The organism is Methylophaga sp. (assembly GCF_030651745.1).
Map to the genome: position 1 here is coordinate 1 of NZ_JAUSCC010000028.1, position 16,206 is coordinate 16,206.

Annotated in this window: 13 protein-coding genes; all 13 read left to right on the forward strand. The window is 46.1% G+C overall.

From position 1 onward, the window contains the following. Positions 1-62: helix-turn-helix domain-containing protein (locus tag Q7V21_RS17885; RefSeq protein ID WP_370654040.1), on the forward strand; the 62-nt coding region annotated here is incomplete at its 5' end. A 29-nt stretch (positions 63-91) separates the two neighbouring features. Beyond that, a complete protein-coding gene (gene purH, locus Q7V21_RS03095) occupies positions 92-1,657 on the forward strand; it encodes a bifunctional phosphoribosylaminoimidazolecarboxamide formyltransferase/IMP cyclohydrolase (protein WP_304915878.1) in 1,566 nt (521 codons plus the stop codon). 13 nt (positions 1,658-1,670) lie between these two features. Beyond that, on the forward strand, positions 1,671-4,304 hold the full coding sequence (locus Q7V21_RS03100; RefSeq protein ID WP_304915879.1) for a class I adenylate cyclase: 2,634 nt from the start codon (positions 1,671-1,673) through the stop codon (positions 4,302-4,304). 54 nt (positions 4,305-4,358) lie between these two features. After that, entirely contained in the window at positions 4,359-5,387 is a 1,029-nt protein-coding gene (gene argC, locus Q7V21_RS03105; RefSeq protein ID WP_304915880.1) for an N-acetyl-gamma-glutamyl-phosphate reductase, read from the forward strand. After that, a complete protein-coding gene (locus Q7V21_RS03110; protein ID WP_304915881.1) occupies positions 5,387-6,091 on the forward strand; it encodes a DUF6776 family protein in 705 nt (234 codons plus the stop codon). Before argC ends, Q7V21_RS03110 begins: the two co-directional genes overlap by 1 nt. Positions 6,092-6,099: 8 nt before the next feature. Then, positions 6,100-6,537 carry a polymer-forming cytoskeletal protein gene (locus Q7V21_RS03115; RefSeq protein ID WP_304915882.1) on the forward strand — a complete coding sequence of 146 codons (438 nt, stop codon included), beginning with the start codon at positions 6,100-6,102 and terminating at the stop codon, positions 6,535-6,537. Positions 6,538-6,688: 151 nt separating this feature from the next. After that, positions 6,689-7,033: an iron-sulfur cluster insertion protein ErpA gene (gene erpA / locus Q7V21_RS03120; protein ID WP_304915883.1), complete on the forward strand. Its 345-nt coding sequence runs from the start codon at positions 6,689-6,691 to the stop codon at positions 7,031-7,033. A gap of 265 nt (positions 7,034-7,298) precedes the next feature. Then, entirely contained in the window at positions 7,299-7,919 is a 621-nt protein-coding gene (locus Q7V21_RS03125) for a TetR/AcrR family transcriptional regulator (protein ID WP_304915884.1), read from the forward strand. A gap of 3 nt (positions 7,920-7,922) precedes the next feature. After that, complete coding sequence (locus Q7V21_RS03130) at positions 7,923-9,101, forward strand: efflux RND transporter periplasmic adaptor subunit (protein WP_304915885.1); 1,179 nt, start codon at positions 7,923-7,925, stop codon at positions 9,099-9,101. 1 nt (position 9,102) lies between these two features. Beyond that, entirely contained in the window at positions 9,103-12,249 is a 3,147-nt protein-coding gene (locus tag Q7V21_RS03135; RefSeq protein ID WP_304915886.1) for an efflux RND transporter permease subunit, read from the forward strand. Next, entirely contained in the window at positions 12,246-13,682 is a 1,437-nt protein-coding gene (locus Q7V21_RS03140; protein WP_304915887.1) for an efflux transporter outer membrane subunit, read from the forward strand. Before Q7V21_RS03135 ends, Q7V21_RS03140 begins: the two co-directional genes overlap by 4 nt. 80 nt (positions 13,683-13,762) lie before the next feature. Continuing rightward, complete coding sequence (locus Q7V21_RS03145; RefSeq protein ID WP_304915888.1) at positions 13,763-13,942, forward strand: PLDc N-terminal domain-containing protein; 180 nt, start codon at positions 13,763-13,765, stop codon at positions 13,940-13,942. 195 nt (positions 13,943-14,137) lie between these two features. Next, entirely contained in the window at positions 14,138-16,201 is a 2,064-nt protein-coding gene (locus tag Q7V21_RS03150) for a BCCT family transporter (protein ID WP_304915889.1), read from the forward strand. The last annotated feature ends 5 nt before the right edge of the window (positions 16,202-16,206 follow it).

Consider the following 16,206-nt stretch of genomic DNA (forward strand, 5'->3'; position numbering starts at 1 on the left):
CCGAAATTCTGGGCATTAACCGCGGCACCCTGCGAAAAAAACTCAAGCAATACGGCTTGTAATCAAGCCTGAATCTCAATCTGGAATCCTGATGAACTCGATTAAACGCGCACTGTTGAGTGTTTCTGACAAAACCGGCATTGTTGAATTTGCCAAACAATTACAAGATTTGAACGTTGAATTACTGTCGACTGGTGGCACCGCTAAATTGCTTAGCGAAGCCGGTCTCAACGTTAAAGAAGTCTCCGAACATACTGGTTTTCCGGAAATGATGGATGGCCGTATCAAAACCCTGCATCCGAAAATTCACGGTGGCCTGCTGGGTCGTCGCGGTAAAGATGACAGCATCATGCAACAGCATGACATCGCGCCGATTGATTTGGTGGTGGTGAACTTATATCCCTTTGAAGCCACTGTGGCGCGTGAAGATTGTCCGTTGGAAGATGCCATTGAAAACATCGATATCGGTGGGCCGACCATGTTGCGTGCAGCTGCAAAAAACCATAATGATGTGACTGTGGTAGTTGATCCAGCTGACTACGCTCGGGTGATTGAACAGATTCAAGCGCACGGTGGGACTGATGATCACACCCGTTTTGATCTGGCTTTGAAAACCTTTGAACACACGGCACATTACGATGGTGCGATTGCCAATTATCTTGGCACCATCCAAGCAGATAAAAGTAAAGCTGCATTCCCACGCACATTTAATAGCCAGTTCCAGCTTAAACAAGCCATGCGTTATGGTGAAAACCCGCATCAGAAAGCCGCTTTTTATGTTGAAAAACAGGCTGAAACCGGCTCCATCGGTGCTGCCATTCAGCTGCAGGGCAAGGAATTGTCCTATAACAATATCGCTGATACCGATGCGGCACTGGAATGTGTCAAAGTCTTTAACGACAAACCGGCCTGTGTAATCGTCAAACATGCTAACCCCTGTGGTGTCGCCACCGCAGATGATTTGCTGACCGCATACGATCTGGCCTATCAAACCGATCCAACTTCGGCGTTTGGCGGCATTATTGCCTTTAACCGTCAACTGGATGCCAAAACAGCCCAGGCTATTATTGACCGTCAGTTTGTTGAAGTGATTATCGCCCCAAAAATCAGTGATGCCGCCAAAGCGGTCGTTGCTGGTAAAGCAAATGTACGTTTGCTTTGCAGTGGCGACTTCCCATCCACTCCAGCTACCGATTTTGATTTCAAACGGGTGACTGGCGGTTTACTGGTTCAGGATCGTGATATCCAGATTGTCACAGAAGCAGAATTAAAAGTTGTCACCAAACTGCAACCAAACAAACAACAACTTGCCGATCTGATGTTTGCCTGGCGCGTCGCCAAATTTGTTAAATCCAATGCCATTGTTTATGCCAAAAATCAGCAAACCGTTGGCATTGGTGCTGGTCAAATGAGTCGTGTAGTCAGCAGCCGTATTGCGGGTATTAAAGCGAATGATGCCGGCTTAACAGTTCCTGGCGCGGTGATGGCATCAGATGCCTTTTTCCCATTCCGTGATGGTCTTGATGCCGCAGCAGAAGCCGGTATCAGTGCGGTTATTCAACCCGGCGGCTCCATGCGGGATGACGAAGTCATTGCGGCTGCAGATGAGCATGGCATTGCGATGGTATTTACCGGCATGCGGCATTTCCGCCACTAAGTTTGAGTAACTTGTGGATCGCGCCCAGGCTCTACGCGTATTTCAGGCACATAACCGCGCCCGAATCAGTCGATTAATAGAGCTGGCGCCCCCCAAACAGGCGATGTTTTATCGCCTGTTGCCATTGTTGTTTCATATTAACCATAAACTACTGCCGGGCTATGTCAGTGATGACTGTCCGGCAGGCATTATGGATTACCAACCGGATAACGAAGCGCTGCACAGTGCTATCAGTCTGAATCGAAATTTTATCCATCGCCGCAAGGCATTACGTCGTTATGCTTTACGTGGTGTTTATCTGCTCAATCCGGCAGGACAAATTCGTTATCCGGAACCAGCCAGCTTTGATATATGGCTGGTACATCACGCCACCTTAAAAACCGATCAGTTGGCAGTGTTGCAAAGCAAAGCTGAAGGCATCACCCAGTGGGCGGCGACACTGGGGATTACTTTACGATTCCGCTTACTCGATGAAACACAATGTCGCAACACCGCTATTTCCGCTACAGAGAGACAACAGTTTTATCTTCAAGGACTTTGTATCGCCGGTAGTGCGCCACTTTGGTGGTTGCTCACCAGCGAAGAACAACTCAGCTACCCGCAAATTGCCGAACGGTTACTGTCGCAACGAGGCTTAACCCAGATCAGTCTGCTGGACTTTGGTTTTGACTCATCAGTTGAAGCTTTGGCACTGTTCAATGAAGCTTGTCAGGTTTTCAAAAAAAGCCTGTTAGGTGATGTCACTGCGTTGTTGGATCTCGTCTTTTTGCAGCATCAATTATCGCTATTTCCCACTGTCATTCCGTTATCTGAGCGTTATAAACAGCAAGTTGAACAAGGTGAAACCGATAGCATGCGGGTAGAACCGGCCAGCTTAAAGCTAGCCGAGATAGAACAATCTGCAATAAACAGTGATCAACAAATTGCCCGACAGGCTTTTTATGCGCTGTGTGGTGAGAGATTGTCACAACAGGTTAATCATCCTCAATTTGCATGGCGACGCTTTAGTATGCAAAACATACAATCACAATGGGACTGGTCAGCTGAGACGTTGAAAATTGAAGATAGTCGCGCCAGCTGGAGCTACCCGCAGCGTCAACAGTGGTGGTCGAATCTATTGCCCAAATTGCAGAGTTTTCTGTTGGATTTGCAGCAATTTGCCAATCAGCATTTAATCAGCGCCGCTGATCAACTCGATGAGCTGGAAAAGCTGCTCGCTCTTAATCTCGACAATACCGACTCCGCTATCGAACAGTTACCGATAGCAATGCAGATGTCCAATGGACCGGAGCAATTATACCTGTATCGTTTCATTGACCAACCCGACTGGATACTCAGCACTATCCCACTCAGTGATGCAAAACAGGTTGGCCTATATCAACATAGCTCTCTGGTACATCTGCTGGTTTGGGCGGTACGCAACAATATTCTCACCACCCGCAGCTGGTTGAGAGTGGCCGATCAAAAACACCAGATAAATATCAATCTGGTGCTGGAACTGACCCAGACCTTGTTGAAATCAACCTTGCCACTGACTCAGTTTGAGGTGAGCAGCGAAGCCTTTCAGCAGCCAGCTAAAGCACAACAATTAATGTTATTTGCCAATCTGCAAACCACCGGCAGCGAGATCCAGCAAACCGGCGCAGTACAGATGGCGAGTCTGAATAATGATCCTTTGAGTTATACCTCCAGCCGACAGAATCTGGTGAATAGTCTGGAGCTGTTGGTTTTTAGCAGTTGGGGACAATGGCATCACTATCGGTTTGATGGTGTGAATGCCGTCGCTGAAGCTCTCAGCCAGACACTCAAATGGCAGCCTGCCACACAGTTGAGCAGTCATATTCTGTGCTGGTGCGGCACCGGATTCTTTGGTCAGGCGATCAACAAACGTTTGCAGGGACTGTTTGAAGCGGTATTGATGCACTATCAATATCATCCTCAGCAGGGTCGTTATCTGCTGACGCTTGGTGATCGTTTATTACAGATTCAATGGCACGATGGAGCATTACAGATAAAGCCATTCGCCGCCGGGAAAACGCTGAATCAGGCGCTTGCTGAAGAACAAAAACTTTATCTGCCAAGTCGGGTCGACAGCTATCTGGATACTGACAATCTGTTTAACGCTTTGCTGTTATATCAACAGCAACAGAGCGTCAGTTTATTTGCCTACAGGCAGACAGACACCACAGAAGTATATGTAGTCGATGAACTGGGTCGGTTACAGCAATTTTCTTATCCGCCGGTTTCGGAATCGCTGATCCTGGCTCAACTGAAACAGTTTATTAATAACAGCGTGGCTGAAACAGTGATACGTTGTGATTGTTATCAGTTACTGAGACAACAGCAGCGCTGGCAGATAAATGCCATCAAACCGCTTCGTCCTGCCTCGGCGAGCTTATCAATTATCTGGCAAATCACCGGTGCCCAACTGGCATTAAAAATCGATTCGCAGCTGGTGAAAACCGATCTGGGTGATCCGCAGTTAAGTACAATCCTTGCTGAATTATTTCAACAACATAATGGTCATAAACCAGCATTTTATTTTATTGATAAGTTACAGTTTGTGCCTAAAGCGCCTTATTCCAGTTTGTTTTTTCTCAATCGAAAATACGAATTAGAGCAACAGTTTAATACGGTAAAGCTTTAGATTTCGCCACAGCTCTTTTATGATGTGGCACCTGACCAACATTAAAGAATGGGTATGATTAAAGTAGGAATTGTCGGCGGCACGGGGTATACCGGTGTCGAATTGCTCCGGTTATTAGCGGTACATCCGCATGTCTCTTTGGAAGTTATCACCTCTCGCAGCGAAGCGGGCATGCCGGTGAGTGACATGTATCCCAATTTGCGTGGTCATGTTGATATCTGCTTCACGGTTCCGGATGACGATGCCTTAGCTGCCTGTGATGTGGTGTTCTTTGCTACGCCTCATACCGTGGCGATGGCCAGCGTGCCGGCGTTAATCGATCGTGGTGTTCGGGTAATTGATTTATCCGCAGACTTCCGACTGAAAAATATTCCGCTGTGGGAGAAATGGTACGCAACACCTCATACTTGTCCACATCTTGCCGAGCTGGCTGTTTACGGGCTGCCTGAACTGAATCGTGAAAAAATTCGCGAAGCACAATTAGTCGCGGTTGCCGGCTGCTATCCAACAGCCGTCCAGTTAGGCTATATGCCATTACTGGAAGCAGGCCTGATAGACCCAAAACATTTAATTGCCGATGCCAAATCTGGCGTCAGCGGTGCCGGACGCAAAGCCAGTATTGGTACGATGCTGACCGAGGCCAGTGAAAATATGAAAGCTTATGCGGTGGCAGGTCATCGTCATTTACCTGAAATTCGGCAAGGTCTAAACCAGATGAATGGCTCCGATGTCGGGCTGACATTTGTGCCGCATTTAACTCCGATGATTCGGGGTATTCACGCCACGCTTTACGGACAATTACTCAAAGCAACTGATTTGCAAGAGCTGTTTGAACAGCGTTTTGCTGATGAACCGTTTGTCGATGTGATGCCCGCCGGTTCCCACCCTGAAACACGCAGTGTTCGGGGAGCCAATGTCTGCAGAATCGCGGTACATCAACCCGAAAACGCCGATACGGTGGTGGTGTTGTCGGTTATTGATAATCTGGTGAAAGGCGCTTCCGGACAGGCAATCCAAAATATGAATATCATGTTTGGCCTTGATGAACGCGCCGGTATTAATCAAATTGCGACACTTCCCTGATGACTTCGCCATTGGATAATTATGTTATTCAACCGAAACGCCCTCTGCGGTTTATTTTCTGGATTGTATTTGCAATCGTAATTACCGGACTTATCCAATGGTATTGGTTTAATCACGACAGTGGCGATAAAGCCCGGCTGGTTGAACAAAATAAACAGATGACCGAACAGCTTGCATCGATGAAAACACAGTTGATGCAGCAGACAGAGTTACTGCAAAATCAGCAACAGGTTAAAGCTATGCATCAGGCAACGGCGCAGCAGTTACAAAACCGGCTGGAACAATTGCAGAAGAAAGTCATTGATCTCGACAAAGAACTGCTTTTTTATCAAAACATCACCCAAGGCAACAGTACCAGCGAATTACAGATCCGTGATTTGCAGTTACGTCCTGATGCAGAAAACCCGGAACAACTTCGCTATCGTCTGGTTATCACTCAGGGCAAAAATATTAGTGAACCGATTACCGGCGAAATCTTTATCCGTTTGCAAAATATTGAAGGTGAAGGCAAAAAAGCCAAAGCAATTGAACTGAATGTGACTGAACATCCGCTGAATCTACGCCATGTTCAAGTTATTGAAGGCGTATTTAATTTGACCGAACTCCCTGAGCCGGAGCAAATCAGCGTCGATTTGCGCCAGAAAGACAAAATTTTAATTTCACGTAGCTTTGATTGGCATATCGACACGTCAGTCGGGCAATGAGGTAATTCATGTTCAAAAGCAAAAAGCAGAAACAACGTAAAGCCGCTCGAATTGACACCTTAATTGGTGAAAACACGCATATCAAAGGTGACGTTCACTTCAGTGGCGGGTTAAGAATTGATGGCGTCATCACCGGTAACATTACTGCAGACGAGGGTGAAGCAGCATTACTGACACTGAGCGAAAAAGGCCGCATCGAGGGCGAAATCAGAGTACCGTTTCAACTGATCAATGGTGAGGTCAAAGGCCATATCTATGCTGCAGAACATGTCGAGCTCGCTTCAAAAGCACGCATCAACGGTAATGTGTTTTATAAGTTATTAGAAGTTGCGATGGGCAGCGAGGTAAATGGTCAATTGATTCATGTTGGTGAGGCAGAAGAGTCCAATTTAAATCTTGACCATACTCCCGCCGATCCCAATTTAAACCTGGAACAAAAATCTTAGGGTCTATTTCTCTTTATTCACCTCCACTGCTGGAGACTGTTTTTTCGTCACAACAAAAGTGAGGATGAAAGATAAACAGACCCTAATACTTGACTATTTTAGTCAGAATTGGATAATAAATGAACAATTCTAGATATATACGGAGTAAAACATGACTAGCGAAATGCCAAGTCCAGTTCTTTTCACCGATTCAGCCGCAGCAAAAGTCAGTGAACTCATCGCTGAAGAAGGTAATGACCAATTAAAACTGCGCGTTTTTATTACTGGCGGTGGTTGCTCCGGATTTCAATATGGTTTTACTTTTGAAGAAGAAGTCAGTGAAGGTGATACGGAAGTTGAAAAAGCCGGTGTGACATTACTGATCGATCCTGCCAGCTACCAGTATTTGGTCGGCGCTGAGATCGATTACACCGACGGGGTTGAAGGTTCTCAATTTGTGATTCGTAATCCGAATGCCACGACAACTTGTGGTTGCGGTTCATCCTTCTCACCATAGTCCACACAATATCTAACACGAAAAACCACTTTGCCGTAATCGGTAAAGTGGTTTTTTTTTGGATGTTGAAAAGTATTGTCCTTTGACCTGATTTGAAATTTTTATTTTGCTTATCCACTTTATCCCACAGCTTCGATAATAATTAACAAAGTGATATTGAGCTGCCAGCTATCTATTTTTCATAGATTATTTTTACTTTTGTTAACTTTACCTTAACTTAGATCATGTATATTATGAATGAACGTTCATTCATAATAAGTTATTTATGTCACCAGCCAAGCCAAATCCAGATAAACGCGAAGCCATTTTCTGCGCCACCATCAAATTGCTTGCTCGATATGGTTTTCATGGATTTTCCATAAAACAACTGGCTGAAGAGGCTGGCGTTGCGACGGGAACGATTTATTTATATTTCAAAGATCGAGAAGATCTTATCCGTGAATTAAACACCCAAATCATTAATGATTTTGTCAAAGCCACGCTTGTTGGACATGATCCAAAGTTGCCGCTTAAACAACAGTATCAACATATCTGTTTCAATATTTGGCGCTTTTGTATCGAAAACTCTTGCATCACCCATTGCAAAGCACAATTTGATCATTTGCCACCGGATGTTTTACGCAGCCAGCACAGCCATGCCTGGGATGGGCTACAGCCGCTCAGGCAGCTGTTCGAACAGGGACGTAAAACACAAAAGATCAAAAACCTGCCTGACGATATTCTGATCAGTTTTAGTATTGAACCTTATCTGTTTCTGGCACGTCAGCATTTACTACAACTTATCAAAGTTGATAGTGAGCAACTAACACACATCATCGATGCTAGCTGGGATGCTATTGCAGGTCCCGCTTCAAAAAATACAGACGGACAATTCCCACAGGAGTAATACATGCCACGCTTCAAGCTTAATATTAACCAGATCATTTTAAGTAGTTTAGTAATGTTCGCATTAGTGGCATGTCAATCTGAGCAAAACACTACTCAAGACGCAAACAGTGCTCCGCCACCAGCAAAAGTAAATGTGGTGACTTTAATCAAACAGCCGGTGACTTTGACCACCGAATTGCCCGCACGAACTATCGCGTTTCGTCAGGCAGAGGTGCGTCCACAGGTAAATGGCATTATCGAAAAACGTCTGTTTGAAGAAGGTGCTGATGTTGAGGCTGGACAACAACTCTACCAAATAGATGCAGCACCTTTTCAGGCTGCATTGCAAATGGCGAGAGCCGAACTGGCAAGAGCTGAAGCCAACCTGCAATCAACTAAAGCACGTGAAGAACGCTTTAAAGGTTTGATCGACAATAAAGCAATCAGCCAACAGGATTATGACGATGCTTTAGCGGCTTTCTTACAATCTCAGGCTGAAGTTGCTGTTGCCAAAGCCAATATTGAAACAGCACAAATTAATCTTCGCTATACCAAAGTGAATGCCCCAATCAGTGGACGGATTGGTCGTTCTAATGTGACCGAAGGTGCGTTAGTCACAGCCCAACAGGCAGATCTGTTAGCCACGATTGTGCAAATCGACCCTATTTATGTCGATATTGCCCAACCCTCTAAACGGCTGCTAAGTCTGCGTAAGCAATTGATTGAAAACAAGATTGATAATGCGGCAGCTCCTACTGTCACACTGACATTAGAAGACAACAGTCAATATGAACATACTGGTGAGCTGAAATTTTCAGAAGTAAATGTTCAGGAATCAACCGGCAGTATTGTGATTCGTGCCCTGTTCCCGAACCCTGAAGGCTTATTGCTGCCAGGAATGTTCGTACGGGCAGATATGGTAGAAGCATCCATTGATAACGCACTGCTGGCACCACAACGAGGCGTAACATTTGATCGTGAAGGTAATGCTTCAGCAATGATCGTCAATGAAAATAATCAGGTAGAAGTTCGTCGACTGAAAATTCGCCGTGAAGTTGGCCAATATTGGTTGGTCGATGAGGGCTTGGCAGAGGGTGATCGTCTGATTGTCAGCGGCTTGCAGAAAATAGCCCCGGAGGCGACCGTTGAAATTGACAATAATGAACAGCAAGCCCCGATGAATAACGGAACGGAGTCTTAACATGGCAAGGTTTTTTATAGACCGTCCGGTATTTGCCTGGGTTATTTCGATCCTGATTATGCTTGCCGGTATATTGGCAATTTTTGAGTTACCCGTTTCACAATATCCGGAAGTTGCCCCACCATCGATTAATATTCGCGTGGAATACCCGGGCGCTGCGGCTCAGACATTGGAAAATACTGTCATACAGGTCATCGAACAAAATATGACTGGTCTGGACAATATGCTTTATATGTCGTCCACCAGTGACTCTAGTGGTGTTGGTGAAATCAACATCACTTTTGAACCGGGTACAGATCCTGATATTGCACAGGTTCAAGTGCAGAACAAGCTTCAATCAGCTATGCCATTATTGCCAACCATTGTTCAAGAGCAAGGTATTCAGGTAAATAAAGCCGGACTGGGCTTTATGATGGTGATTGGCTTTGTTTCAACTAACGGCCAGATGGATAAATATGATATCGCCGACTTTGTGGGAGGTACCATTCAGGAGCCCTTAAGCCGGGTGAATGGTGTCGGTCAGATTCAGATATTTGGTTCTCAATACGCGATGCGGATCTGGTTAAATGCTGACAGCATGGCGCATTACAACTTGACCAGTGATGATGTGGTCAGCGCTATACAGGCGCAAAACGTACAGATTGCTGCCGGTGAATTGGGTGGTGCTCCGGCGATTCCAGGCCAACAAATTAACGCCAGTTTGATAGTACAAACCCAACTGGAAACACCAGAACAGTTCAGCAATATCTTATTGCGTGTCAATGAAGATGGCTCACAGATTCGCATGGGAGATATTGCCCGAATTGAGCTAGGCGGTGAAAACTACCAGTTTGAAACCGAATATAACCGTCAAACAGCTGCCGGATTAGCCATTACACTAGCATCTGGTGCCAATGCATTGGATACTGCCCAAGGCGTTCGGGACCGACTGGCAGAGTTGCAGCCATTCTTTCCTCAGGGTCTTGAGACGGTTTATCCCTATGACACGACACCGTTTGTAAAACTCTCGATCGAGAGTGTTGTACAAACGCTGATTGAAGCCATTATTCTGGTGTTTCTGGTGATGTATCTGTTTTTACAGAATCTCCGTGCCACCTTGATTCCCACTATTGCTGTACCAGTTGTCTTACTGGGTACTTTTGCCATTCTCTATGCCTTTGGCTTTTCAATAAATACTTTGACCATGTTCGGTATGGTGCTGGCGATCGGTCTGCTGGTTGATGATGCCATCGTTGTGGTCGAAAACGTCGAACGCGTCATGCATGAAGATGGCTTATCGCCTCGTGAAGCTACTCGTAAATCCATGGGCCAGATAACCGGAGCTCTGGTGGGTATCGCGCTGGTAGTCTCGGCAGTGTTTATTCCAATGGCTTTCTTTGGTGGCTCCACCGGTGTTATCTACCGACAATTCTCCATTACTGTCGTTTCCGCCATGGCATTATCAGTATTGGTGGCGTTGACTTTGACACCGGCATTATGTGCCACACTATTAAAACCTGTCGATCCTGAGCATTATCAAAAACGTGGTTTTTTCGGCCTGTTTAACCGTGGTTTTGACAAAATGAGTAACGGTTATCAAAGCAGTGTGCGACACATCCTGGCCAGAATGGGCCGTTATGCACTGCTCTACTTGGTCATTGTAGCCTTACTGGCATATTTATTTACCAAATTGCCGGGAGCATTTCTGCCTGAGGAAGATCAGGGCATTTTGTTTAATCAGATGACTTTGCCAGCGAATGCTTCTAAAGAACGGTCGATGGAAGTCATGAATCAGATTGAAGATTTTTTTCTCGATCAAGAAGCAGAGAATGTCCAATCCGTGTTCTCGGTCATCGGCTTCAGCTTTGCTGGTCGGGGGCAAAATAACGGTATTGCCTTCGTTAATATGAAAGATTGGTCTGAGCGTACTAATCCTGAACAACATGTCCAGCAAGTTGCTGGTCGGGCGATGGGTTTTTTCAGCCAGATAAAAGATGCGATGGTATTTCCTTTTGTCCCGCCACCGATCATCGAACTGGGCACCGCTAGTGGTTTTAGTCTTCAATTAAAAGATATTGGCGGTGTGGGTCATGATGCATTGATGAATGCCCGTAATCAATTATTAGGCATGGCGGCACAGGACAATCGTTTAATGGGCGTTCGTCCCAATGGTCAGGAAGACACGCCTCAATTCAAGTTTGATATCGATCATGAAAAGGCTGCTGCATTTGGTGTGCCGCTGGCTGAAATCAACCGCACTTTCAGTACTGTTTGGGCACCGAGTTACGTCAATGATTTTATTGATAATCAGCGGGTCAAAAAGGTTTATATTCAAGGTGATGCCTCGTTCAGGATGATGCCGGAAGATGTCGGTAAATGGTATGTCCGCAATAATCTTGGCGAAATGGTGCCTTTATCCGCCTTGACCAGTGGGCGTTGGATTGACGGCTCTCCAAGACTCGAACGTTACAACGGGGTATCCTCTCGCAATATTCAAGGTGCAGGTGCTCCAGGGGTAAGCTCCGGTGAAGCAATGTTGGCAATGGAAGAGCTGATTAGCCGACTACCTGACGGCATCGGTTATGAATGGACAGGTATTTCATTCCAGGAGAAACAATCTGGTAACCAAGCCCCGCTGCTTTATGGCCTTTCGATCCTGGTGGTATTTTTATGTCTGGCAGCACTCTATGAAAGCTGGACCGTACCATTTTCAGTGATGTTAGTCGTGCCGTTGGGCATTATTGGTGCCGTGTTATTTGCAATTGGCCGCGAGCTGTCCAATGACGTGTATTTTCAGGTTGGCCTGTTAACGACGATAGGCCTATCCTCCCGTAACGCTATTTTGATTGTTGAATTTGCCAAAACCTTGTATGAAGACGGTTTGTCTTTGGTGGATGCCACATTGGAGGCAGTGCGCATGCGTTTACGCCCCATTGCCATGACAGCCTTAACCTTTATGTTAGGTGTTACACCATTGATGATCAGCACTGGTGCTGGTTCCGCCAGCCAGAATGCCATTGGTACTGCGGTATTTGGTGGCATGGTGACCGCAACAGGACTGGCAATATTCTTTGTTCCAATGTTTTTTGTGATGGTCTTTACATTAGCCAGCAAAATGACTGGTAAAACGCCTGCCAAACAGCAGGTTCCTCAAGGAGAATCGGCATGAACGCCAAATTGAAACTGATTTCTGTAATGACATTGTCAGCCATGCTCAGCGCATGCTCGATGATTCCTGAATATCAACGTCCAGCAAATCCTGTGATGTTGGAGAGCAGTGAATCTATTGTCGATGCATCTTTAGCCGCTGATACCGGCTGGCAGGAATTTTATCAGGACAAACAATTACAGCAATTGATTGCTTTATCACTGGAAAATAATCGCAACCTTCGCGCCACGGTATTGCAGGTTGAGCAGCTGCGTGCACAGTATAAAATCCAGCGGGCAGAACTGTTGCCGGCCGTCAACGCCAACGCCAGTGCTACCCGTCAACGCATACCTGAAAGCCTGAGCACAACCGGACAAGCCGGAAGCGGGATTTATGAGGAGTATCAAATCGGAGTAGGTGTTTCAGCCTGGGAAATCGACTTTTTCGGTCGAATTGACAGCTTGCAACAAGCCGCTCTGGAACAATTTCTGGCCAGTGAGGCAAGCCGTAGAAGTATTCAGTTAACGCTAGTATCTGAGGTGGCTGATGCCTGGTTCAGCTGGCAGGCAACTATTGCCCAGTTGGAATTCTCGCGCTCAACTCGCGAAGCCCGTGAAGAAAGTTATGAGCTGATCAATAAGCGGTTTGAATCTGGTCTGGCATCAGAGCTTGCTTTACGACAAGCAGAAACAGCTCTGCATGAAGCGCGTATCGCAGAGTCTTTATATCAACAACAGGCCAATCAGAACTTTACCGCATTGGAGTTATTAGTCGGCCAAACTTTGGATCGCCAGCAATGGACGGCTAAATGGAATGATGACTCACATACACTGCAAGATTTACCGGTGAATCTCTCCTCTGAAGTATTATTAGCCAGACCTGATGTTATGCAGGCGGAACATCAGGTCAAAGCGGCTAATGCCAATATTGGTGCCGCCAGAGCAGCATTTTTTCCTCGTATTAGTCTGACAACTTCGTTGGGGGTTGGCGGCTTTACACCTTCAGATATCAATAATCTGGGCAATCGAACCTGGCAGATTTCTCCACAGTTATCTTTGCCATTGCTTGATTGGGGCGTGAATGAAGCCAATCTTGATGTGGCGGAATTGCAAAAAGATATCAATATTGCTCGCTATCAGGAAACCATTCAGCAGGCATTCAAAGAAGTGTTAGATGAGATGCAGGCGCGGGTCACTCTCGATGCCCAGCTTACTGCTCAACAGGACTTAACAAAAGCCACTGGCCGCAGTCTGGAATTGGCTGAAATCCGCTATGATGCCGGGGTCGACAGTTACCTTGAAGTATTGGATGCACAACGCAGCCATATTGATGCCCAATTAGCTCAAATTGATACCCAACTGGCGCGTTTACGCAATCAATTGACACTTTATAAAGCATTGGGCGGCGGCTTAAAAGCTTACTCTGGCGAGGTGATTGAAGCGGCAACACCCTGAAAAGAGTTGGTTAAAAAAACCGTTTATCGTTTATGCTAGGGTGGAATTAATCTTAATTTCACTAGCAAAGGAGCGACAAAATGGGCGTTGAAGTCGGTGGCCTGTTAGGCTTGATTTGGCTGATCATCATCATTTGGGCCATTCTCAAAGTGGCACAAAGTGGTGCCGGGACGATGGCAAAAGTGCTATGGATTTTAATATTATTATTTTTCCCGATAGTCGGCTTTATCTTCTGGTTTCTTCTCGGTCCTAAAGGCTAGACAAGCTATCTCACCGTACAGACTCTATTCAGTTTGTACGGTGTTTTCTGCAATACCTATACGGCATGCAATATGCCGATGATGTAAGCATTCTTTAAACATTTTGCATTGTCAGCACTGGGCGGTTGCGTCCATTTAAGACTTCATATTGCGTGACCCGTGTGATTCTTCGGAATCAAAAAAGGGAGTTTGATCATGCAAATAAAGTCATCGAAAATTCCATCCACCATTTTGGTACCCGTCTTTGTGCCTGCAGTTATTATCACGCTGTTATTGGTGATAGGAACCATCAGTAATCCTGAACTTGCTGGTGAAGCTTTCGCCGCAACGCTGAGTTATATGACCAAAACCTTTGGCTGGTTTTATATGTTAGCGGTTGCTTTCTTTCTGGTATTTATTGTGACAGTGGCGATCTCCAGCTGGGGAAAGACTAAATTAGGCCCTGATCATGCTGAGCCGCAATACAGTTTTCCTGCCTGGTTTGCGATGTTGTTTTCTGCTGGTTACGGCATAGCGTTATTGTTTTTCGGTGTGGCCGAACCTGTATTGCATTACGCCTCCCCGCCACAGGGCGCCCCAGAAACCATTGATGCCGCGAAACAAGCCATGCAAATTGCCTTTTTCCACTGGGGCTTTCATATCTGGGCGATTTACGGACTGACCGGTCTGGTGTTAGCTTATTTTGCCTATCGCCATGGCTTGCCGTTATCAATGCGTTCGGCACTCTACCCACTTATCGGTGAACGAATTTATGGTCCAATCGGCCATACGGTTGATGTTATTGCCATTCTCGGCACCTTATTCGGTATTGCCACCACGCTCGGGCTTTCGGTGGCTCAAATCAATGCCGGGATGAATTATTTATGGCCCAGCATTCCAGTCAGTACTTTTGTACAAGTCGTCACCATAGCGGGTATTACAATGCTGGCGATTTTGTCGGTGGTGGCCGGACTTGATAAAGGGGTTAAACGACTTTCTATCGTCAATATGGTATTGGCTTTAGCGCTGATGTTATTTGTGTTTATCGCCGGACCAAGCATCGTGATTCTGGAAACCTTTCTCCAGAATACCGGTAGTTATCTAAACAATATTGTTGAACGGACCTTTAATCTACAGGCCTATACCCGCAGTGACTGGATTGGTAACTGGACCCTTTTCATCTTTGGCTGGACCATTGCCTGGGCGCCCTTTGTCGGGCTGTTTATTGCCAAGATAAGTCGTGGCCGAACCATTCGTCAGTTTGTGTTCGGGGTTTTGCTGGTGCCGACGATCTTCACCTTTATCTGGTTTTCCATTTTTGGTGATACCGCCCTTAATATGATTATGCATCAGGGTTACACAGCGCTGATCACCGAGGTTCAGAATGACACTGCCATTGCGTTATTCAAACTATATGAACGTCTGCCGCTGACATCGATAGTGTCGTTTATTACTGTGATCCTGATCATGACGTTCTTTGTCACATCATCTGACTCGGGTTCATTAGTGATTGATTCATTGGCATCTGGCGGATCCAGCGTCACACCGGTATGGCAGCGAGTATTCTGGGCAACTTTAGAAGGCTTGGTGGCAGCGGCTTTATTAATTGCCGGTGGCTTAAGCGCCTTGCAAACTATGAGTATTACCAGTGCACTGCCCTTTGCCATCATTATGGTACTGGCTGCAATCGGTATGTGGCGGGCTCTGGCCATCGAAGGACACCGTGAGGCCAGTTTGTCGGCTTATATGCATAGCTCACAGCACGGCCCCGGTAACTGGAAAAAGCGCTTGGCTGGATTAATTCATTATCCTGATTATCAGCAGGTGGCCGATTTTATTAAAACCACAGCTCACCCGGCCATGCAGAAAGTTGAAACGGTCTTGCAGGAAAAAGGCTGGCCAGTGAACGTGTTTTTTGATGATACCCAGCATCGTGCCTACATTGAGGTAGTGCGTAACGGGGAGCTCGATTTTATATATGAGATCCGTATGCGCGGCTACGCCATGCCTACCTTTGCCTACCCGCAGATGGCAAGCGATGAAGACGGTGATAAGCGCTATTACCGCGCCGAAGTTTTTATGCGTAGAGGTGGTGCTGCTTATGATGTGTTTAACTGCGATCAGCAGGAAGTTATCGATGATATTTTGAATCAGTTCGAAAAATACCTGCATTTCATTCATATCTCGCCCGGTATATTGCCATGGAAAATGCAAGCGCATGATGAGATGCTGAACGATAAAGGCGAATTGAATGACGAAAGGCTAAAACCATCTGATTGAACAAA

Excerpts from the sequence above, each read along its gene's own strand:
- purH (WP_304915878.1), top strand. The coding sequence starts at position 92 with ATGAACTCGATTAAACGCGCACTGTTGAGTGTTTCTGACAAAACCGGC.
- Q7V21_RS03110 (WP_304915881.1), top strand. The coding sequence starts at position 5,387 with ATGACTTCGCCATTGGATAATTATGTTATTCAACCGAAACGCCCTCTG.
- Q7V21_RS03130 (WP_304915885.1), top strand. The coding sequence starts at position 7,923 with ATGCCACGCTTCAAGCTTAATATTAACCAGATCATTTTAAGTAGTTTA.
- argC (WP_304915880.1), top strand. The coding sequence starts at position 4,359 with ATGATTAAAGTAGGAATTGTCGGCGGCACGGGGTATACCGGTGTCGAA.
- Q7V21_RS03150 (WP_304915889.1), top strand. The coding sequence starts at position 14,138 with ATGCAAATAAAGTCATCGAAAATTCCATCCACCATTTTGGTACCCGTC.
- Q7V21_RS03140 (WP_304915887.1), top strand. The coding sequence starts at position 12,246 with ATGAACGCCAAATTGAAACTGATTTCTGTAATGACATTGTCAGCCATG.
- erpA (WP_304915883.1), top strand. The coding sequence starts at position 6,689 with ATGACTAGCGAAATGCCAAGTCCAGTTCTTTTCACCGATTCAGCCGCA.
- Q7V21_RS03145 (WP_304915888.1), top strand. The coding sequence starts at position 13,763 with ATGGGCGTTGAAGTCGGTGGCCTGTTAGGCTTGATTTGGCTGATCATC.
- Q7V21_RS03135 (WP_304915886.1), top strand. The coding sequence starts at position 9,103 with ATGGCAAGGTTTTTTATAGACCGTCCGGTATTTGCCTGGGTTATTTCG.
- Q7V21_RS03115 (WP_304915882.1), top strand. The coding sequence starts at position 6,100 with ATGTTCAAAAGCAAAAAGCAGAAACAACGTAAAGCCGCTCGAATTGAC.
- Q7V21_RS03125 (WP_304915884.1), top strand. The coding sequence starts at position 7,299 with ATGTCACCAGCCAAGCCAAATCCAGATAAACGCGAAGCCATTTTCTGC.